Genomic DNA, 19,614 nt, shown 5'->3' on the forward strand with positions numbered 1-19,614 from the left:
CATAGTTCGGGCTATGCCAAACATAGCCCGGTACCGGCATTTGACCCGGTTCGCGATTGTTGCCCATCGCTCAAATCACCCCATGGAAAGACCGATATGAATCTAAATCAGCTTGAATTATTGCGCGTCCTCAAAGACACCCAGTTCAACCAATCCAAAGCCGCGGAAATCATGCATGTGGTGCAGTCGGCCGCCAGCCGACAGTTACAATTATTGGAGGAGGAATTGGGCTCGCCGCTCTACGAACGCCACGGCAAAAAACTGCTGGGTTTGACACCGCTGGGCGAGCAGGTCATGGAGCAGGTAGACAGAATCAATCAAGCCAAAAAGAACATCTTGTCGATAGCCGACGACTTTCGGGAGAATCGCAACGGCGCCTTGCATATCGCCACCACCCATACTCAAGCAAAATACTTGCTGCCGGAACCAGTGCAAAAATTCCGGGAGAAATATCCGGGCATCACCATTTACATGGTGCAATCCTCGCCACAAGAATTAATAGAGCAGCTCCATCAGCATCGGGCCGATATTGCCATCTGCACCGAAAAGCTGGACGAGGACGAGAAACTGGTCGTCAAATCCTGCTACGAATGGCAACACATCGCCGTAGTGCCGCGCCATCACCCCTTGGCGCAAGGCGATGTGACCTTGGGCCGGCTGGCCGCATTTCCGATTTTGACTTACTCGCAAGGCTATACCGGCCGTTCGACCATCGAAAAAGCCTTTAAGAACGCCGGCAAGGAACTGGACATAACGCTGTCCGCCGCCGATTCCGACATTATCAAAACCTATGTCAGATTGGGTTTAGGCGTGGGGATTATCGCCGGTACGTCTTACGAAGCGCGCAACGACAATGATTTGGTCGCCAGGGATTTATCGCACCTGATCCCGCGTTCGGTGACGAAAATCGCCTATTTGAAGCAATTATATCTACCCACTTATTTGCAATATTTCATTAACGAGCTGCTTGCCAAAGCCGCCAAGGAGCATGAATATTAAAATCCGGCACGAATTTCGGTTTTGATTTCGATATTTATCATAAGAACCGCCGTAAAAATTTCGACTTTGCGATCCTTCACGCAAAAACAAAGACTTACAAACCGCCCAACCACCGCCGCAAGCTCCTTGCACCGAGGTAAATCATATTTTTAGATTTATATATCTCAAATAGGCATTACAGATAACCGAACCAATCGAACCTGTATTGACAGCCTTCGTTTAAACCAAGTACTTTAAAAAAAATCGCTGACCGGACCACCGGAAGCCAGTACGCCTGAATTGATAAGCAGGCTGCTGGCTTTTTTTTTGGCCCGCAGAAATCCGACAGGGAGTAATACCGTCATGACGCATTGGTATCCAGATAACTCGCAATCAATAGGCAAAACCCCATTAGTCCGGCTAAACCGCATTACCGACGGCGCGCCGGTGACTTTGCTGGCTAAAATCGAAGGCCGCAATCCAGCCTATTCCGTGAAATGCCGCATCGGCGCGGCGATGATTAACGACGCCCAGCAACGCGGCTTGCTGACCGACGGCAAAGAACTGATAGAACCCACCAGCGGCAATACCGGCATCGCCCTAGCCTTCATAGCCGCCGCGCGCGGCATTCCACTAACGCTCACCATGCCGGAAACCATGAGTCTGGAACGGCGCAAATTATTGGTGGCTTATGGCGCCAAACTGGTCCTCACCGAAGGCGCCAAGGGCATGAAAGGCGCGATAGCCAAAGCCGAAGAAATTGCCGCGTCCGATCCGGACCGCTATGTACTGCTGCAACAATTTAAAAATCCCGCCAACCCCAGCATCCACGAACTCACGACTGGCCCGGAAATCTGGACCGACAGTGACGGTGCCATCGACATTTTAGTCTCCGGCGTCGGCACCGGCGGCACCATTACCGGCGTTTCGCGCTATATCAAATTCAAGCAGCGCAAACCTATCGTTTCCATTGCGGTGGAACCTGAGGCCAGCCCGGTACTGAGCCAATTCCGAGCCGGCGAACCGCTACAACCGGCACCACACAAGATTCAAGGCATAGGCGCCGGCTTCGTGCCGGATGTGCTGGATTTGTCCCTGGTTGACGAAATCGCTCTGGTGAGCAACGACGATGCCATAGCCTATGCCCGCCGTCTGGCGCGCGAGGAAGGCATCTTGGCCGGCATTTCCTGCGGTGCGGCAGTGGCCGCCGCGGTACGGGTGGCAAAGCGTCCGGAACACGAAGGCAAAACCATTGTGGTCATTTTGCCGGACTCCGGCGAGCGCTATTTGAGCTCGGCCTTGTTCGAAGGCCTGTTTGACCCGCAAGGTGTAGCGCTATGACCTTAAGCGAACACGGCCAACGCTGGGAAATCGATGCTCTGGTTGCAGAACTGCGCGAACTGCGCCTGCAATCCCTGGAAAACCGGCATCGCCGCGAGCATCCGCCCAAATTGCCTTCCCGTAAGATTTTGAGCCAAATCGTCGACAACTTGGGCGCGGCGCTGTTCCCAAACCGACTAGGAATGCCCGACCTGACTGACGAAGGCATCGATTATTTCGTCGGCCACACGCTGGATAGTCTGCTACGGCAATTGCAACGGCAAATCGGCCTGGAATTGCAATTTGTCGCCGAACAGCAAGGCCTATCCCTGGATACTCGCAGCCAAGCGACAGACATCACCCGGCAGTTTGCGGCCCAGTTGCCTGCTGTGCGGCAATTGATCGACACAGATATTCAAGCTGCCTACGAGGGCGACCCCGCCGCGCGTTGCGCCGATGAAGTGTTGGTTTGCTATCCAGGCATCACCGCGGTGATTCATCACCGACTAGCGCATGTGCTGTACCAATTGGGTCTGCCGTTGGTGGCGCGCGTGATCAGCGAAGTTGCGCATTCCGCCACTGGGATCGACATCCATCCGGGCGCGCAAATCGGCGAAAGCTTTTTTATCGATCACGGCACCGGCGTGGTAATCGGCGAAACCGCGGTCATTGGCCGGCGGGTGCGTTTATATCAAGCAGTCACGCTGGGCGCCAAACGCTTTGACAAGGACGACAACGGCATTCTGGTTAAGGGTAACGCCCGCCACCCCATCGTCGAAGACGACGTGGTGATTTATGCCGGTGCCACAATTTTGGGCCGCATCACGATAGGCCGGGGTTCGACGATAGGCGGCAACGTCTGGCTCACCCACAGCGTGCCGCCGGACAGCCTGGTAAGCCAGGGCCAGTATCGGACCGAAGTATTTGCCGGCGGCGGCGGGATTTAAGACTCAACGGCAAATCGGCACTTTTTCAAACCAACATTCATTAATCCGTCACTAAAAACACTTTAACCAACCACCACCCACTAAGAAAGGAAAATCACCATGTCAGACATTCATCAAGCCCATACCGCGTTAGGCGACGTCGCTGCGCGCACCTTATCCAACGCCACCAAAACCGTGCCCATGATGGGTACGATCACGCCTCGCTGGCTGGTGCATTTGATGCACTGGGTACCAGTCGAAGCGGGTATTTACCGGGTCAACAAAGTTAAAAGCGAAACCAGCATCGCCGTCGACTGCTCCAGCCTCGATGAAAAAGTGCTGCCGCAAACCTATGTGGATTACGAAGAATGGGGCCGCGAATATCGCTTGAACGCCGTCAACACCGTACTGGACGTTCACACCCGCGTCGCTGATTTGTACAGCAGCCCTTACAACCAAATCCACGAACAGTTGCGTTTGACTATCGAAACCGTCAAAGAGCGTCAAGAAAGCGAGCTGATCAACAATGCCGAATACGGCTTGTTAAACAACGTCGCGCCCGCGCAAAAAGTACAAACCCGTAAAGGCTCGCCAACTCCTGACGATCTGGACGAGTTGATTGCCCGAGTCTGGAAAGAACCCGCCTTCTTCCTGGCCCACCCACGCGCCATCGCCGCCTTCGGCCGCGAAGCTACCCGCCGCGGCACACCACCGCCAACCATCTCCATGTTCGGTTCGCAATTTTTAACTTGGCGCGGCCTGCCTTTGATTCCGACCGACAAGCTAAAAATCACCAACGGCAAAACCAATATCCTGCTGTTGCGCACCGGCGAAAGCCGTCAAGGCGTAGTCGGTTTGTATCAACCCAATCTGACCGACGAACTGAGCATGGGCCTGTCCGTGCGTTTCATGGGCATCAACCACAAAGCTATCGCCTCCTATCTGGTATCGCTGTATTGCTCGCTGGCGGTGTTGACCGAGGACGCCATCGGCGTATTGGAGAACGTCGAAATAGGCAACTACTATGACTACCAATAACAGTGATCTGGCTGGCCTGGCGCAACAAGCGCTGAGCGGCGGCACCGTGCCCGCGGGCTTGCCGGATGCCGCCGAATTGACGCGCTTGGCCAATCAGATTTTCCTGGAAGTGCCTAATGCTGGCGAAGCCATCGATACCGTGCCGGTCTCGGCGGCAACTGCCGTACCGTTTAATAACGTCAGCTCCGGTTTCGACTCCCGGCCCGGCATTGACGACACGGCTATCTCAGCCCTGGTGCAACGCAGTTTTGCTTTGCCTGGTACAGCGGATTTGCAAACGGCCCTTGCCACACCGTTTGGTAAAAGCCAACCCACCACGCCCAGCGCTTCATCGTTTTATTTTTTAAACGACGTATCGGCATTGGCTCGCGCGGCGCAAATACCGGGTTTAGGTTCTGCGCATCCGCCATTTGATGTGCATGCAGTGCGGCGAGACTTTCCGATTTTGCAAGAGCGCGTAAACGGTTATCGGCTGGCCTGGCTGGATAACGCCGCGACCACGCAAAAGCCGCAGGTAGTGATTGATCGGATTTCCGAGTTTTATCAGCACGAAAACTCCAACATCCACCGGGCCGCGCATGAATTAGCGGCACGAGCTACCGATGCCTATGAAGGCGCACGACAAATCGTCGCGCGTTTTATCAATGCCTCGTCCGCCGATGAAGTGGTGTTCGTGCGTGGCGCTACCGAAGCCATCAACCTGGTTGCCAAAAGTTGGGGCAAGCAAAACATTGGCGCGGGTGACGAAATTGTCATCAGCTGGCTGGAACATCACGCCAACATCGTGCCCTGGCAGCAATTGTGCGCGGAGACCGGAGCGGTACTCAGAGTCATTCCGGTCGATGATAACGGCCAAGTGATTTTGTCCGAATATCAAAAACTGCTGAATGCCAAAACCAAGCTGGTGTCGTTTACCCAGGTCTCTAATGCCTTGGGCACCGTCACGCCGGCGCAAGAAATGATCGAACTGGCTCATAGGGCCGGCGCTAAAGTATTGCTGGACGGCGCGCAATCGGTGTCGCATTTAAAGGTTGATGTACAGTCCTTGGATTGCGATTGGCTGGCATTCTCCGGACATAAGATCTTCGGTCCGACCGGTATCGGCGTGCTGTACGGCAAGGCGGAAGTTCTGGAGGCTACTCAACCTTGGCAAGGCGGCGGGAATATGATCGAAGACGTCACCTTCGAGAAAACCGTCTACCAACCGGCACCCGCCAAATTTGAAGCCGGCACCGGCAATATTGCCGATGCGGTGGGTTTGGGTGCGGCGCTGGAATACCTAAACAAGATCGGTATCGAAAATGTAGCCCGCTACGAGCATGAGTTGCTGGTTTACGCCATGCATGCGTTACAGGCCATTCCCGGACTGCGGTTGATCGGCACCGCGCCGGAAAAAACCAGCGTGGCGTCGTTCGTGATAGACGGTCATAGCACTCAAGATATTGGTAAAGCCTTGAATGAGGCCGGCATCGCCGTGCGCTCCGGCCATCATTGCGCACAGCCCATTTTGCGCCGCTTTGGCTTGGAAAGTACCGTAAGACCCTCGTTGGCGTTTTATAACACTTACGAGGAAATCGATAGGTTAACGGCAACCCTAAAACGGTTGCAGTGCACTTCTCGGCGATTTTAGCCTACCATTTTGGGGTCAAGGCGGCATACAGTCTTGACCTCAAATATTCGCGCTGGACATGCCAACCTATTTTTAACAGCATTTTCAATGTGAGGAAGTGCGAAAAAGCCGCTATAAAACCATCTTGGTTCTCGGGCCTTATATCTAAACGTATCGGTAACGCCAATTATCCTGGCGTTACCGAGCATTTATCTTAACTACGGGTTTCCGTAGCCAGTTCCAGCGCCGACTGCGGTCCGGCCGCCTTGCGTTTTTTTGGCTTAAAGGTTTTGACCAGTCTTTTCCATCCAACCACCAGCGAACTGGCGCCCAATACCAAACCGAAACCCACCCAAGTCAACATCCAGGCATCCCAGATCGGCCGGTGATACAGCCAACCGAAATCCCAATGATGCAACCCCGAATACAGCCAACGAAACACCCGGCGACTGCGATCCAGCTTAGCTAACAAGCTACCGTCTTGCGGATCCAGATAAAACCGTGTGCCGGCTGCGTCCGCCAGCTGTACCGCTACCACCGGCAGGGGCTTTTCCACCAAGCTTTGATAATGCCGCGGGTAATAATAGCTATCGTAATCGTCCAGCAATTCCTGGCTGGCGATGGGCATATCTTCTGCCACACGCTGAATCGCCTCGGTTACCGAGATTTTATTGAATTGGTGAACCGCCCCATCCACCGCTTGCGGCAATCGCTGACCATCGCGACCATAGGCCAATAACACCGCTTCGCCGCCCAAACGCCGCCAACCCAACTCGACGATGTCCTTACCCTCGGCCGTATTCAGCGGGCCGGGTTGCCAATTGCGCATCGCGTCGGGTAACACCTTGCCCAAATAACGGTTCAGCTCTTGCCGGGACGGATTGGCTTCGGAAAATAATTTGCCGGGATTGGTATCGATAAATCCGCTCAGCGCCCAAGACAGCGCCACGGTCCCGCCGATCAAACCGCTCCAGAAATGCCATTTAAACCAAAACTCGCGGTAGGGTTGCGTGCGGCCTTGCGAGTAAGTGGGCTTGCCGTTAAATCCCGGCCGCCAGCGCAACCAACCGATAATCAAACCGGTGATGCACGCAATAGTCGCGCCCAAGCCCGACCATAATTGCACATCGTGGCGATATTGCCCCAGACCGATAGCTTCCAGAGGTTTGAATAAATGCAGCCAGTTGCCGGCATAGTAAAACGCCCTATCGACGCGGGTCGAAGCATGCAGCACTTCGCCGGTACGCGCCGAAATCAACAACTCGTCGCCGTCGTCACTAGCTACCCGATGAAACGGCCGCAAAGCCTCCTGATTGCGCAGAATAATCGGCGCTTCCACCGTTTCCACTACTTGCAAATTATGGTTAATACCCTCGCGCTTGAACCAGTCGTCGGCGATGCGTAACGCCTGCTCCACTGAAGTTTCGCGCAAGCTGCCGTCCAGTGCGGACAACGCAAAACGCGCGCCTTGGGTATCTTCCACCAGCCAAAACGGCTCGTCGTTCCGTCTTACCAAGCGGGCATCGGCTATACCGGCAGTCTGTTCGGCGCTATTACCTATCTCGGCTTTTGCTTGCGCGCCATGTTCGCCCATGTTGGCCGGCTTGGATTGATGTTGCACGGCAAACAGCTTGCGTTGTTCGGCACTGCGGTCCCAGGCTTCGCCAAGGCTCAACCAGCCTACTTCCGGTGCTAGGCTTTCCGCGTGCGCCAATTGCTGGCTGCGGCTTTGTGTGGTCGGCGTCGAATAAATAATCGCGATACCGGTGAAAAACCAGAAAAACATGAACAACGCCAACACCACCCCCAGCCAGCGGTGGGTTTCATATAACAACCAATTCAAAGACTTTTTCATTGCCGCCCTCCTAAACGCCCTCTGTTGATGACACTATCCATTGAAAACTACGTTGCACTTCGCCCCCTAAACCCTTCCTTAAACCCTTATTGACCCGCCTGCGCGGACTTACCCAAACCTTGCACAATCTCTAGGGCCTTTTCGACATTTTCGGCCGGTTGCAAGTCGCCGACGCTGGCGACGATCTTGCCGTCCGCAGCCACCACAAACGTAGTCCGGGCGATAGCCCCGTGATTAACTTTTACGCCGCGGCTGTCCAAGCGCCCAGTTTTTGATTCGTCCACACTCAAGCCGTAAGCGTTGGCGATTTTGCCGTCCGCATCCGAGGCCACCGGAAATTTGCTGGCGCAATAATCAGGGTCGGCCGAGAACTCGTTCAACCGCTCGATACTATCCAGGGATACGCCCACAATCGTCGCACCGGCGGCGGCGAATTTGTCGTGATTGATCGCAAAGGTTCTTGCCTGAATATTGCAGCCGCGTCCGTAAGCGGTCGGATAGAAATACACCACCACCGGACCTTTGCCGCGCGCTTCCTTCAGGGAATAGGCAAACGGCTTGCCGGCAAACGAGGCTTGGGTGTTAAAGTCCGGCGCCACATCGCCTTCTTGCAAGCCTGCCAGCGCCGAGAACGCGACTAACAGCAATAGTGCGCTACCCAGGAAAAAACGTTTCATATCAACTCCGTAAAAAGGGTGGGAATAAGCTTCCGGCGGCACACTCATCTGCTTACAATCCCGACAGGTATTCGACCAAGGCATTCAATTCGTCGTCGTTTAACGACTTGGCGACCTTGTTCATCACGGCTTCCGGGCTATTTTTCCGTTCGCCTAGCTTCCAGTTGGTCAACTGACTGCGCAGATAAACCCGGCGCTGCCCACCTATCACCGGGTAAATGACGTTATCCACCACCTTGCCTTTACCGTTTTCGCCGTGGCAACTGGCGCATGCGGGTAAATCCCGCGCCGCATCGCCGTTTAAAAACAAATTTTTAGCCAGCGGATTGTCGGCAATCCGGTCGCCGCGCATGACTTGTTGGCTGGCAAAATACGCGGCGATGTCGGTCATATCTTCTTGAGTCAGATCGGCGGCCATCACATTCATGATTTCGTGACTGCGGGCGCCGGATTTGAAATCGCTGAGTTGTTTAACCAGATAACCGGCGTATTGACCGGCGTGGCTGGGAATTCTGACATCGCCGCTGTTACCGTCCTCGCCATGACATTCCTGGCAACGTTCGTCAGCCGACTTTTGTTTACCGGCGACCGGATTGCCGGTGCCGATACGCTGCATGGCAAGCTCCCCTCCCTGCTCGGCCAAGACGGTTTTCGCCGAAGCCAACAAGGCAAAGGTACTAACAGCCAGCCACGGACTGCGGCGGCGCCAATGATGCCTTGCTCCGCGGGGTTTGGTGTCGGGCGACACAGCACTTAGCCAACGGCAAAACCCCATGCCTAGTTCGCCTTCGGTCGATCAGCGGCGAGCTTTTCCACGACTTCCAGTGCTTTGGCGACATTTTCTTCCGGCTTCAAGCCGCCCAAGGTCGCGGCGATTTTGCCGTTCGGCGTGACCACAAACGTAGTACGCTCGGCAAAGCCGTGGTTGATTTCCACGCCTCGGCTGTCGGTTTTACCCGGCGCGGCGGCTTTGACAGCAATATCGTAATTGCCGGAGATTTTGCCGTCGGCATCGGATGCCACCGGAAATTTGCTGGCACAGTAATTAGGATCAGCGGAAAAATCGTTCAGGCGCTCGATGCTGTCCAGCGATACCCCGACGATGCTGGCACCGGCGGCGGCAAATTTTTCGTGATTGACCGCAAAGCTATGCGCCTGCAAATTGCAACCGCCGGTATAAGCGGACGGATAGAAATACACGACTACCGGGCCTTTTTTCAGAGCGTCTTCCAGCGTGTAATTAAAAGCCTTACCGGCCAGGGAGGCTTGCGCTTGAAAATCCGGAGCTGGATGGCCTTCCGGCAGCGCGGCCATCACCGGCAAAGCAAATACGGCAGGCAGCAGGCTTTTCAAAAATAGGTTTTTCATAATTCTTCAGTTAGAGGGGTTTGTATTTGTCGTGGCAGGCGCCGCGGCATTGTTTGGAAAAGTCGTTGGCCGCCACAGCAGCGGTATCGAAATCACCGGCAGCCAGCGCATTCTGAATATTCGCCGCCTTGTCCTGATATTCCTTGGCATTATGCGTGGCATCGTCGGCGTTGCCGCGCTTGGCAAAAAATCCTTCGACCAGTTTGAATTCGTCCTGTAATTGCTTGGCTTGCGTTACCGCAGTGTTGGCGTCCTTGGCGGCAATATTGTTTTGCACTTCCTGAATTTTAGTTTCCACATCATTCATTAACTCTTCGAAATCGAATTCGCTTTCCGCAATCACCGCGCTGCTGCTGAGAACTAACCAAATCCCGAAAAGATAAATCGTCTTTCGCATATCACTAACCCTGTCACGGCATTGCATACCGCACTAAATTGTTTTCTCAGAACATCTCTAAAATTCCCTCTTCGTCAAGCAGGACTCAAACGAAACACTGTCACCCAAGGCCCCCACAACGGCCCAGCTTCGCGTTTTACCGGGAGATATCCGGTTCGCCATCCATTGGCTACCCAACATCCTTGCCGGGATAAACGCTTGCTCTTTGACAGCGTCGTCCTAACGCCCTGTTTGATAAAGAAGGAATTTCAGAGATGTCCACATTGATTCAAATTCGCCTTGCCCCAGCAACTAGCCGGCTCGGCAAATCGCTTACCCGAAAACGCCACGCCTTCGGGTAAGACTCTAAAGCCAGGCCTTAGGCAATCAATTCCTTGATCACTTTGCCGTACACCACGGTTGGGCGTTCCGAACGGCCTTGATACTTGTAAATCAGTTTCAAGTGATCCAGACCCAACTGGTTCAGCACCGTCGCATGCAAGTCATAGGTATCCACTTCGGTGCCTTTGATGGCTTGTACGCCCAGCTCGTCGGTGCCGCCATGGGTGTAGCCAGCTTTGACGCCGCCGCCCGCCATCCATTGGGTGTAGCCCCAAGGGTTGTGGTCGCGGCCGTCGCCGGATTCGCTCCATGGGGTACGGCCGAACTCGGAAGTCCACACCACCAGGGTTTCATCCAGCAAACCTTTGGCTTTCAAATCTTTCAACAAGCCGGCGATCGGTTTGTCGATAATTTTTGAATGCTTGCTGTGGTTGTCTTCGATGTTTTGGTGCGCGTCCCAATCGCGGCTGTCGCCTTTGATGTCGGTCGGGCCGGATACGACTTGCACGAAACGCACACCGCGTTCGGTCAAGCGTCTGGCACGCAACAACAACTCGCCGTATGGGCGGGTGATTTCGTCGTTCAAGCCATACAGCGCTTTGGTTGCATCGGACTCCTTACTAAAGTCAACCGCTTCCGGCGCGGTTTCCTGCATGCGGTAAGCCAGCTCGTAAGATTCGGTGCGGGCTTGCAGTTCACTATCGGTTGGATAGTTGGCCGCATGTTGTTGATTAATCTGTTTCAACAAGTCCAGCGCATGGCGTTTTTCCGCGTTAGCCAGATATTCCGGGTTGTTCAAATGCAGAATCGGTGAATTGCCCGGACGGAACGGCGTACCTTGATACACCGCGGGTAAAAAGCCTGATTCCCAGTTGGTCACACCGCCGCGTGGTTCGCGTTTGTCGTTATACAACACCACGTAGGCCGGCAGATTCGGGTTCGCCGAACCCAAAGCATATTGCACCCAAGCGCCCAGTGTTGGCCGGCCGGGGTTCAAGCCGCCGGTGTTCAACTTCATGATGGAAATATCGTGGGTCGCACCAACAGTCACACTGGATTTAATAAATGCCAGGTCGTCGGCATGTTCCGCCAGATTAGGCAGCCAGTCAGAAAACCAGGCGCCGCTTTGACCGTGCTGTTTCCAGTCGCGTTTGGTGGCGATCAATTTGGTGATGCCGCCTTGGGTACTGGTTTTGATGCCTTGCAAAAACGACGCAGGAATACCGGTACCGGCTTGTTTGACCAACTGCGGTTTGTAGTCGTACAAATCCAGCGTGCTGGGGGCACCGGACATGTGCAGCCAGATGACGGTTTTGGCTTTAGGCGCAAAATGCGGCGCTTTCGGCGCTAAAGGATTGGCGCCGGCCAAGGCTTGCAGGGCTGGGTCGTCCGCCAGGGCAGTGGCAATGACGCCACCACCGGGCAGAAAGCCGCTGACGGCCAAGCCGCCTAAGCCATAGCCGGTTTTTATTAAAAAATCGCGACGTGATTTGTTGTTCATTATCTAAACCTCTTGAATAGTATTTTGTGTCGGCAACTGCTTCGGGTCGGGTAAGGCGCCCGCCGATTTGGCAGACGCCCACTTAAACCGAGTCGTATGTATCGTTAAAACCGGTAGATGAACTCGTTGGAGTTAGCTACCACGTGGACCAAATCCACGAATGCAGCGGCTCTAACAGGGTCACCCAGCGGCTTGTCCTTAACGCCGGCCGGTACGTTCACTTCAAACTTGCCATCCGCCGCCTTGGCGCGAATGATGGCTTCCTGTTCATTCAAGAAGGCCTGCAACGACTCTTTTTCCCCATCGTTCGGTTGCCGTGCAAACAAGATTTGATACAGTCTGCTGATGCGATCTTCCTCGTCTTCACCCGCTTCGTTGATCACCCGACCAGCCAAGGATTTAGACCAGTCGAATATCAGCTCGCTGTTGTACAGGGTCAGGGCTTGCAACGGCGTGGTGGTAACCTCGCGTTTGCTGTGCGCTTCCTGCGGCGACGCCATGTTGAAAGAGTCCAGGATTGGATACGGGATACTGCGCCGGGTAAAGATGTACAAACTGCGGCGGTTCTGATCGTGCACATCCTTGGAGGTTTTCCAGGCCGGATCGCCTTGGAAGTTGCCGCTGGCGGTATTGATCGCTTTCGGCAACGGCGGGTATACGCTAGGGCCACCCACTTTTTCTTCCAATTTGCCAGCCGCGGCTAACAAGGAATCCCTCACTTGCTCCGCTTCCAAACGTTGGCGTGGAAACACTGCCAGCCATTGGTTTTCTGCGTCGGCTTTGGCCACGTCTTCGCGATAATCCGACGATTGGCGATAAACGCTGGACAGCAAAATTTCGCGGTGCAGTTTTTTCACGCTCCAGCCGTCGTTGACGAATTTAGAGGCCAGGTAATCCAGCAACTCGGGATGCGTCGGTTTTTGGCCGGCTTTACCGAAATCGCTGACGGTGGTGACGATGCCTTTACCAAAATACTGATCCCAAATCCGGTTGGTAAATACCCGAGCGGTCAGAGGATTGGTCGGGCTGGTAATCCATTTAGCCAGCGCTGACCGACGGCCGGATGAAAACGGCAACGGTTTGATGTCCGGCTTTTCGTCGGTAATCGCTTCCGGAAACGCCGGTTGCACTTCTTCCAACGGTTTTTCGTGATCGCCTACCGCAAATACGTAGCTAGGCGGCGCATCCGGATGGCCCAGTTCGGTCATCGCCGAAATAGTGTTGGAGGATGTGGTGGGTTTCAGGTCGTTGAATTTTTTAAGTTCTTTATCCAGTTTTTCCAACTCGGCCCATTGCTCGGCAATCTTTGGATCGCGGGTTTTGGCATCGGTACTTTCGCCTTTTTCCCGGAAATACGATTCCAAGCTACCTTCGTCGGTCACGTTAGCCAAACGATGGTTAACCCAACGGTCGCGAGCATTCCATTGCTCCTTGGGCTTGAAGATCGCTTCCCGCGAGTCAGTCAAATAACGTTCCTTGTGATATTTAAGTGCCTCTTCCCTATGCGTATCGATAATGGCTTTTTTCTTGGCGCGAATCTCCTTAGTCGCCTCTTCCCATTTGGCGTACTGTTGTTCGTAGGCTTTTTCCACCTCACCTTTCTTCGCAGGGATATTGTCTACCGGCGCGATGTTGGCAAAGAACGACTGTAGCGAGAAATAATCTTTCTGGCTGATCTTGTCGAATTTGTGGTTATGGCAACGCGCGCACTCCACGGTTTGACCCAGCACCACCTTACCCACGGTATCGGTAATATCCGTGGTAATTTGGTATTTGCGCTGCACCAAGTCGCGGGAGTTGCTGTTGTCCGGGAATTGCGCCATGAAGCCTGTGGCCACCAGGGCTTGTTCGTCGCCCGGCCACAATTCGTCGCCGGCCAATTGCTCCTGAATAAATCTGCTGTACGGTTTGTCCTGATTAAATGAATTGATCACGTAATCGCGGTAACGCCACATGTTCAAGCGGTCGTTATCGTTTTGAAAACCGGTACTATCGGCATAACGCGCCAAATCCAGCCATTTACGCCCTTGGCGCTCGCCGTATTTCGGCGAAGCCAACAAACGGTCCGCCAATTTTTCGTAGGCATCAGGCGATTTATCATTAACAAACGCATCGACTTCTTCCGGGGTGGGAATGACACCCCACACATCCAGCGTAGCCCGGCGGATGAACGACGCCCGGTCGGTATCCTGTGAGGGCTTGATACCTTTCGCTTCCAGCGGTGCCAACACAAACGCATCAATAGCGGTTCTGACCCAATCTTTCTGCTGTACCTCAGGCACGGCAGGCGCCTTAACCGGTTGATATGACCAGAGTTTGGATTTGGACTGTCCGGCTGGAGCAGCGGCTTCGGTGGCCGGTTTTTCTTCGGCGGCCTGAGCAGCGTCGGAGAGCGCAAGTGCCAGCCCCCAGACCACCGCGCAATATAGTTTTATTTTCATTGAATTCCTCCAAAATGACAGCTTGATGGAACGAAGCCGGGGCTTAAACCCAACCTCATTCGGAAATTAACCTTTATGCTTATGGCCTTTGCTGTGCTCTTGCTCTTTGGCATGCTCTTCGGGCTTAGGCGCTGGCGGGACAATTTTGGTAATCTTGCCGCCCTCTTCTTCATAGTTTTGCGAACCTATCGCGCCTATTACTTTGAAACCCTTTTCAGCCAGCAAATCGGCAGACTTACCGGCACGGCCGGCGTGATTGGACACGGTGACTATGGAGCGTTCTTTAGGGATAAACGGCAAAGCCTTATCCAGCTCATCGATTTGTACGTTTAAATAGACGGGAAAGGTGCCGATCTTGCTGATCTCATCAGGACGGCGCACATCGATAATCAATACCTGCTCAGGCTTGGCGAGTAAGGCATCGATTTCGGCGCGATTCAATTTGGGCGTTTTATAGGTATAAGGCCGCGCGGCCGGCGCCTCGGTTTTTTTACCGGCGTCCGCGTCAGCGGCAAACGCTACCGGAGCCGCCAAGATCAGAGCCAAAAGAGCCGCTGTGGTCGTATTTTTCATTGCTATGTCTTCCTGTTATTAGTTGCTAACTGCACGGTTTATCGCGCTTGAATAAGGTTCCTCATTTGGTAAAAAGCAACTAGCATGCCACTCGAAATATATCCGCCATAAAAAACCATCACTAGCTTGTTAGTCATTGATTTAACACGTGATATTTATTTCAAACCACTCTCGATAACACTTGATAAATCCCTGAACATCCAAGCACAGCCCAAGCAACTGGTGGAAATTCAGCAGGGTCGCAGCATGCCCTGTTGCTGGGCTAGCACCACACCAACCGTTGAATGATCCGGGCGGATTTATCCCTGGTGGGCCGTTCGGGTTGAGCTCGTCGAAACCTGAAGTGCTTGGCGCTTCGAAAATACCTTCAAGGGCAGAAAGGCGAGCAGTATTTGAGGTTGAGCTTAATAAAGTTGCTTGGGGTCTTTAGATAGGAGGCGTGCTGATCGGGAACTCTGTAACTTTCCGCTCCGCACCACTTGGAGCCCGGCCAATAAGCCGGACAAAAAAAACGGGCTAAGGATCAATCCTTGCCCGTTAGAGGTTCTCACCACGAGAGCTTGATGAAATGCTTGGGGCCCTTAAGTCCCGTTTTAAGGGCCGTTTGAGATATTCCGTCAAATCAGCTATTTCGGCCGACTGCTAATACCTGCCGCGAGCAGCGGAATTTTGTAAGCCGCGCCGCGACCGACGACATACAGGGTTTTCTTGTCTAAACCCGCAAACGCCAGGTTCTGCGGCTTTTTGGGTAGTGGAATCACGCCCAGGCTCTCACCTTTAGCGCTGATGATTTCTACACCGGCATTGGAAGCAACATACAACCGGCCTTCATCGTCCAATGCAATACCGTCGGCACCACTGGACCACGTGCCGTCTTCACCTTTTTTCCAACCGTCCAACTTGGCGAAATTGCGCCGATTCTGAATTGAGCCGTCCGCGGCAATGTCGTAAGCCAGAATGTGTTCGCCTTGGGTATTGGCGACGTACAAGACTTTTTCGTCCTTGCTTAATTGAATACCGTTGGGACGCTCGATGTCGGTCGCCAATTGTTTAAGCTCGCCGCCCTGCGAAATATAAAACACGCCGGGATGCGACGGCGGCGGATTGGGATTGTCCTTGCTCGGCCGGGTGCCGCTATCGGTAAAGTAGATACCGCCGTTGCTGGCGCGCACCAAATCGTTAGGACGTTGAAATGCGGTGCCTTGATAGTTTTCGGCCAAGGTATTTTTCTTGTTGGCCGGATAGACTACGCCCACTTTGGTTTTGACGGTTTGTACCGCGACGATTTCGCCGTCGGGCGTTAACGCCAGGCCGTTGGAACCGTTGGAGTTTTCCAGAAAAGTCGAGACTTTATCGTCCGTGCCGATCCGTATGATTTTGTTGGCTTGGGTTTCGGTGAACAATAAACTGCCGTCACTATAACCAATAGGTCCCTCGGTCCCGTTAAAGCCGTCTTTGATCAGCTCGGCTACCACGCCGCCGGCAGCGACGCCGGGAATAGCCGGGGTAACCGGGTCGTCGGCGCTGGCCGCCGCCGCATAAATCAACGCGCTAAATCCTAGTAAATAGAAGTGTTTAGATAACATCAGTATTTCCTTTGGAAATGTTTCGATAAATCGGTTTGCCGGACGGCATTCTGGCCGTCCGGCGTGTGTAACAATTAGAACTTGGCTCTAAAGTGCACCCCGTAGTAACGCGCATCGCCGAATGAAGCACTCGCCGCGCCGGTACCGGAAAAGTTACTGGCATTGGTAAAGTAGATGGTGTCAAAGATGTTTCTACCGACCAAGTCCAGGTTGTACTTGCCATTTTTAGTACCCAATCCAATCCCGCCATCGGTGACGTGATAGGCGTCCTGCTTACCGTAACGAGACAAACTGGCGTTGTAGTTGGCTGCGGATTTAAAGCTGTCGATCAAATAAGCGTGCCATTGCAAACCATAGTCGTTACCGTAACCAAAGGTTAATGGCGCTCGGTAATCTATCCCGTAGTTGGCAGTAAATGCCGGCGCGTTCGGGATGGTTTTACCGGTTTGATCGCAATATCCGCTGTTATTCGCTTCCGGTGGGCACGGCGCGTTGGCAAAGTCGGTGTAAATGGCTTTGTTATACGAGCCGTTCAGGAACACATTCAAACCTTGGGTAATATCCCAATTGGTTTCCAATTCGATACCGCGTAATTGAATACCGCCGATATTGCCCAGTTGCGTCAAGAATTGACCGGCCCGCAATGGGTCAGCCGCCACCAGCTGCGATTGATAACCTTGAATATCGGTTTGGTACAAGTTGACGTTGAATACCAGCTTGCGATCCAGCAAAGTGCTCTTGAAACCAAATTCGTAGTCCATCACGTCTTCCGGTTTGACGTTTTCCGTAGCCCCAGTGTTAAAGTTGAACTGCGCCGCCCCGGATTTTTGACCGCCGGCCACTGAACCGTAGACCATCAAATCTTTATTCACTTTGTAACTGGGGTTAATCAACCAGTTTTGCGAATTCTGATCGAAACCTTGCCGCGGAGCATCCCATTCCGGACCCAGACGGTTACTGCGAATAGCCTTGGCCGCAGCAATCTGCGCGGCATTGGCACCCACGGAGGCACCCAAAGCATCTAAATCCACACCGCCCAAATTCCGGCTATAACCGGTGTTTTCCCGACGTTCAAAGGTATTGCGCAAGCCTAAGGTCAAGGTCGCATCATCGGTGACATGCCAGTTGATCTGACCGTAGCCGGCATAGCTATCGGTGGCAGGCACCACGTTTTGCGTCAACATGGTATCGCGCATGGACGCCGCCAATAATTGCCGGGACGCCGGGCTGGCATTCAACAGCGCGTACTGGCTATTGCTGGCATGGAACGCGCCGGCATCGACCCCGAAAAGGCGCTGATTAAAGGTATTGGCGATAGCACGCATCGCAAACAACCCGAACTGGTAATCGATGGGTCCAGGGTCTTTAGACGCCAATCTCAGCTCCTGCGACCACTGTTCGTTTTTAACCGTCCAACCGGAGATCCGTTCAACGTCTGCGGTGCTTGACTCGCCATCATGATTGGGTTCAAACAACGCATCCCGATAAGCGGAAATCGAGGTCAACCGATGTCCCGCCACATCCCAGTTTATTTCCGCCGACACACCCGAACCATCACCGCGCGATTGGCGCCTTTCGTTGTTCGCCATCGCTCTAGGATCACCAATCACGGTCACCGGTTGGCCATTGGTTCGCAGGGTATTGAACCAATCCCTGGCTAACCGGCTGCTGAAGGTAGTGGTTCGCAGAGTGCCATCGTCAAAGCGCGTAGGATCGGCTATGAGGGGTTGCACACTCATGGTTTGAGTCGAGGCAGTTTTATCGACAATCACCCGCGCGCTCAAATCTTCACTCGGCGTAAACAGAAACTGCAAACGCCCACCCAACGCATTGGTTTCGCCTAAATCCCCCTCACTGCGATGCACATCCAAATTTTTCACAAAGCCGTCGCGCTTATCGATAAATCCGGAAGCGCGATACGCCAACAAACCCGGCAAGATGGTACCGGTAGCGCCGAATTTGCCTTGCAGGGTATCCCTATCCCCCGCGAAGCCATCCACGTAATAACTGTTCTTGAATGAAGGCGCTTTGGTGGTAATGTTCAGCAAACCCAGGTTGCTGTTTTTACCTTGCAGCGTACCTTGCGGACCACGCAACACTTCCACTTGATCCAAATCGGCAAAGTTGGCCCACGCCGCCCCCGCCCACGCCCGCCAGACGTTATCCACCATCACGCCAACACTGGGCTCCATGGATTCGTTACCGCTGTTTTTGCCCAAACCCCGCAAAGCAATACTGGTTTGCCGGGCATTGGCCGAGGTCACACCCAAGTTAGGCGCACGCCGGGAAAAATCTTGTACCGACACCACGTTATCCCGCTCCAGCGTTTCCCGATTGATTACCGCCACCGGAATCGGCACTTCCTGCAACTTCTCTTCCTTACGCCGAGACGTTACGACCACTTCCGACAGGTTTTGCGGCTCGTCGGCTTTCTCTTCCGGCTCCGGCTCAGCGGCGGCTACGACATTGTCCGGCTCCTGGCTGGTTTGCGCAGCCGGATCGTTAACAGCAGGCGCCGGCGCGGCCGCCACGCCTCTTTTAAGTAAATCCTGCTCACGCCGTTTTGAGGCTTCCAATTCCCGGCTCAAGCGTTCAACCTGTGCTTGTAAATCGTTCACTTTGGTATCGGCAACCGCTTTATTACCAGTCTTTTTCGCGCTTTTTTTAACCGGCGCGGTTTGGGCGGTCGCATCGCTAGCAATCAGCATTGAACCACCCGCTATAGCCATTGCCACGCATACCGACAAACCGCGCCGATTCCTGATGTGCAACGGCACTTTCACCGATTCAATGTTGTCCGCCGACAGACTCCCAATTAAATTTTCCTTCACGATCTCACCTATGCGAATGTTACAAAAACCAATTCGAGCCAACGCCACGACGACGCCTGCCATTCGAACTTTCTGTAACGCTCAACGCAACGACCGTGCCACAGGATGATAAACATCCGCCTAGCCATCCATTAATTAGATTTAAACAATTGAATTTAATAACTAACTTTAAGACCCAATTTATCTATCTTGC

Annotated in this window: 15 protein-coding genes; 5 read left to right on the plus strand and 10 right to left on the minus strand. The window is 53.7% G+C overall.

What is annotated here, in order from left to right; genetic code table 11:
* Positions 1 to 96: 96 nt before the first annotated feature.
* The 5 genes from QLH52_RS10170 to QLH52_RS10190 all read left to right on the plus strand — a co-directional run bounded on the left by QLH52_RS10170 (position 97) and on the right by QLH52_RS10190 (position 5,892).
* The gene (locus QLH52_RS10170) at positions 97 to 999 is read left to right on the plus strand and encodes a LysR substrate-binding domain-containing protein (protein WP_033156395.1); all 903 of its coding nucleotides are present in this window, start codon (positions 97 to 99) and stop codon (positions 997 to 999) included.
* Positions 1,000 to 1,341: 342 nt separating this feature from the next.
* Positions 1,342 to 2,319 (plus strand): cysteine synthase A, encoded by a 978-nt coding sequence (gene cysK, locus QLH52_RS10175; protein WP_033156396.1) that lies wholly within the window; start codon positions 1,342 to 1,344, stop codon positions 2,317 to 2,319.
* Positions 2,316 to 3,245, plus strand: coding sequence for a serine O-acetyltransferase EpsC (epsC, locus tag QLH52_RS10180; protein ID WP_033156397.1), 930 nt, complete (start codon positions 2,316 to 2,318; stop codon positions 3,243 to 3,245). Before cysK ends, epsC begins: the two co-directional genes overlap by 4 nt.
* Positions 3,246 to 3,344: 99 nt before the next feature.
* Entirely contained in the window at positions 3,345 to 4,262 is a 918-nt protein-coding gene (locus tag QLH52_RS10185; RefSeq protein ID WP_020481377.1) for a family 2A encapsulin nanocompartment shell protein, read from the plus strand.
* Positions 4,249 to 5,892, plus strand: a complete 1,644-nt coding sequence (locus tag QLH52_RS10190) for a family 2A encapsulin nanocompartment cargo protein cysteine desulfurase (RefSeq protein WP_033156398.1) — start codon at positions 4,249 to 4,251, stop codon at positions 5,890 to 5,892. Before QLH52_RS10185 ends, QLH52_RS10190 begins: the two co-directional genes overlap by 14 nt.
* A 193-nt stretch (positions 5,893 to 6,085) precedes the next feature.
* Here the strand turns inward: QLH52_RS10190 and QLH52_RS10195 are convergent, their stop codons facing one another.
* The 10 genes from QLH52_RS10195 to QLH52_RS10240 all read right to left on the minus strand — a co-directional run bounded on the left by QLH52_RS10195 (position 6,086) and on the right by QLH52_RS10240 (position 19,421).
* Entirely contained in the window at positions 6,086 to 7,726 is a 1,641-nt protein-coding gene (locus QLH52_RS10195; protein WP_033156399.1) for a PepSY domain-containing protein, read from the minus strand.
* A gap of 86 nt (positions 7,727 to 7,812) precedes the next feature.
* The gene (locus QLH52_RS10200) at positions 7,813 to 8,403 is read right to left on the minus strand and encodes a peroxiredoxin (RefSeq protein WP_319961459.1); all 591 of its coding nucleotides are present in this window, start codon (positions 8,401 to 8,403) and stop codon (positions 7,813 to 7,815) included.
* 52 nt (positions 8,404 to 8,455) lie between these two features.
* A complete protein-coding gene (locus tag QLH52_RS10205; RefSeq protein WP_319961460.1) occupies positions 8,456 to 9,178 on the minus strand; it encodes a c-type cytochrome in 723 nt (240 codons plus the stop codon).
* Positions 9,179 to 9,180: 2 nt separating this feature from the next.
* Complete coding sequence (locus QLH52_RS10210; RefSeq protein WP_319961461.1) at positions 9,181 to 9,771, minus strand: peroxiredoxin; 591 nt, start codon at positions 9,769 to 9,771, stop codon at positions 9,181 to 9,183.
* A 10-nt stretch (positions 9,772 to 9,781) separates the two neighbouring features.
* Positions 9,782 to 10,168, minus strand: coding sequence for a hypothetical protein (locus QLH52_RS10215; protein ID WP_319961462.1), 387 nt, complete (start codon positions 10,166 to 10,168; stop codon positions 9,782 to 9,784).
* Positions 10,169 to 10,526: 358 nt separating this feature from the next.
* Positions 10,527 to 11,990, minus strand: a complete 1,464-nt coding sequence (locus QLH52_RS10220) for a DUF1501 domain-containing protein (RefSeq protein ID WP_033156402.1) — start codon at positions 11,988 to 11,990, stop codon at positions 10,527 to 10,529.
* Between the two features lie 104 nt (positions 11,991 to 12,094).
* Complete coding sequence (locus QLH52_RS10225) at positions 12,095 to 14,431, minus strand: DUF1549 and DUF1553 domain-containing protein (RefSeq protein WP_319961463.1); 2,337 nt, start codon at positions 14,429 to 14,431, stop codon at positions 12,095 to 12,097.
* A 66-nt stretch (positions 14,432 to 14,497) separates the two neighbouring features.
* Positions 14,498 to 15,004, minus strand: a complete 507-nt coding sequence (locus tag QLH52_RS10230; protein WP_319961464.1) for a rhodanese-like domain-containing protein — start codon at positions 15,002 to 15,004, stop codon at positions 14,498 to 14,500.
* 626 nt (positions 15,005 to 15,630) lie between these two features.
* Positions 15,631 to 16,590 carry an SMP-30/gluconolactonase/LRE family protein gene (locus QLH52_RS10235; protein ID WP_319961465.1) on the minus strand — a complete coding sequence of 320 codons (960 nt, stop codon included), beginning with the start codon at positions 16,588 to 16,590 and terminating at the stop codon, positions 15,631 to 15,633.
* Positions 16,591 to 16,664: 74 nt separating this feature from the next.
* A complete protein-coding gene (locus QLH52_RS10240) occupies positions 16,665 to 19,421 on the minus strand; it encodes a TonB-dependent receptor (protein ID WP_319961466.1) in 2,757 nt (918 codons plus the stop codon).
* Between the last annotated feature and the right edge of the window lie 193 nt (positions 19,422 to 19,614).

The organism is Methylomonas defluvii (assembly GCF_033949435.1).
Lineage (GTDB): Bacteria > Pseudomonadota > Gammaproteobacteria > Methylococcales > Methylomonadaceae > Methylomonas > Methylomonas defluvii.

Excerpts from the sequence above, each read along its gene's own strand:
- cysK (WP_033156396.1), top strand. The coding sequence starts at position 1,342 with ATGACGCATTGGTATCCAGATAACTCGCAATCAATAGGCAAAACCCCA.
- QLH52_RS10235 (WP_319961465.1), bottom strand. The coding sequence starts at position 16,590 with ATGTTATCTAAACACTTCTATTTACTAGGATTTAGCGCGTTGATTTAT.
- QLH52_RS10195 (WP_033156399.1), bottom strand. The coding sequence starts at position 7,726 with ATGAAAAAGTCTTTGAATTGGTTGTTATATGAAACCCACCGCTGGCTG.
- QLH52_RS10230 (WP_319961464.1), bottom strand. The coding sequence starts at position 15,004 with ATGAAAAATACGACCACAGCGGCTCTTTTGGCTCTGATCTTGGCGGCT.
- QLH52_RS10215 (WP_319961462.1), bottom strand. The coding sequence starts at position 10,168 with ATGCGAAAGACGATTTATCTTTTCGGGATTTGGTTAGTTCTCAGCAGC.
- QLH52_RS10225 (WP_319961463.1), bottom strand. The coding sequence starts at position 14,431 with ATGAAAATAAAACTATATTGCGCGGTGGTCTGGGGGCTGGCACTTGCG.
- epsC (WP_033156397.1), top strand. The coding sequence starts at position 2,316 with ATGACCTTAAGCGAACACGGCCAACGCTGGGAAATCGATGCTCTGGTT.
- QLH52_RS10205 (WP_319961460.1), bottom strand. The coding sequence starts at position 9,178 with ATGGGGTTTTGCCGTTGGCTAAGTGCTGTGTCGCCCGACACCAAACCC.
- QLH52_RS10185 (WP_020481377.1), top strand. The coding sequence starts at position 3,345 with ATGTCAGACATTCATCAAGCCCATACCGCGTTAGGCGACGTCGCTGCG.
- QLH52_RS10170 (WP_033156395.1), top strand. The coding sequence starts at position 97 with ATGAATCTAAATCAGCTTGAATTATTGCGCGTCCTCAAAGACACCCAG.
- QLH52_RS10220 (WP_033156402.1), bottom strand. The coding sequence starts at position 11,990 with ATGAACAACAAATCACGTCGCGATTTTTTAATAAAAACCGGCTATGGC.
- QLH52_RS10200 (WP_319961459.1), bottom strand. The coding sequence starts at position 8,403 with ATGAAACGTTTTTTCCTGGGTAGCGCACTATTGCTGTTAGTCGCGTTC.
- QLH52_RS10190 (WP_033156398.1), top strand. The coding sequence starts at position 4,249 with ATGACTACCAATAACAGTGATCTGGCTGGCCTGGCGCAACAAGCGCTG.
- QLH52_RS10210 (WP_319961461.1), bottom strand. The coding sequence starts at position 9,771 with ATGAAAAACCTATTTTTGAAAAGCCTGCTGCCTGCCGTATTTGCTTTG.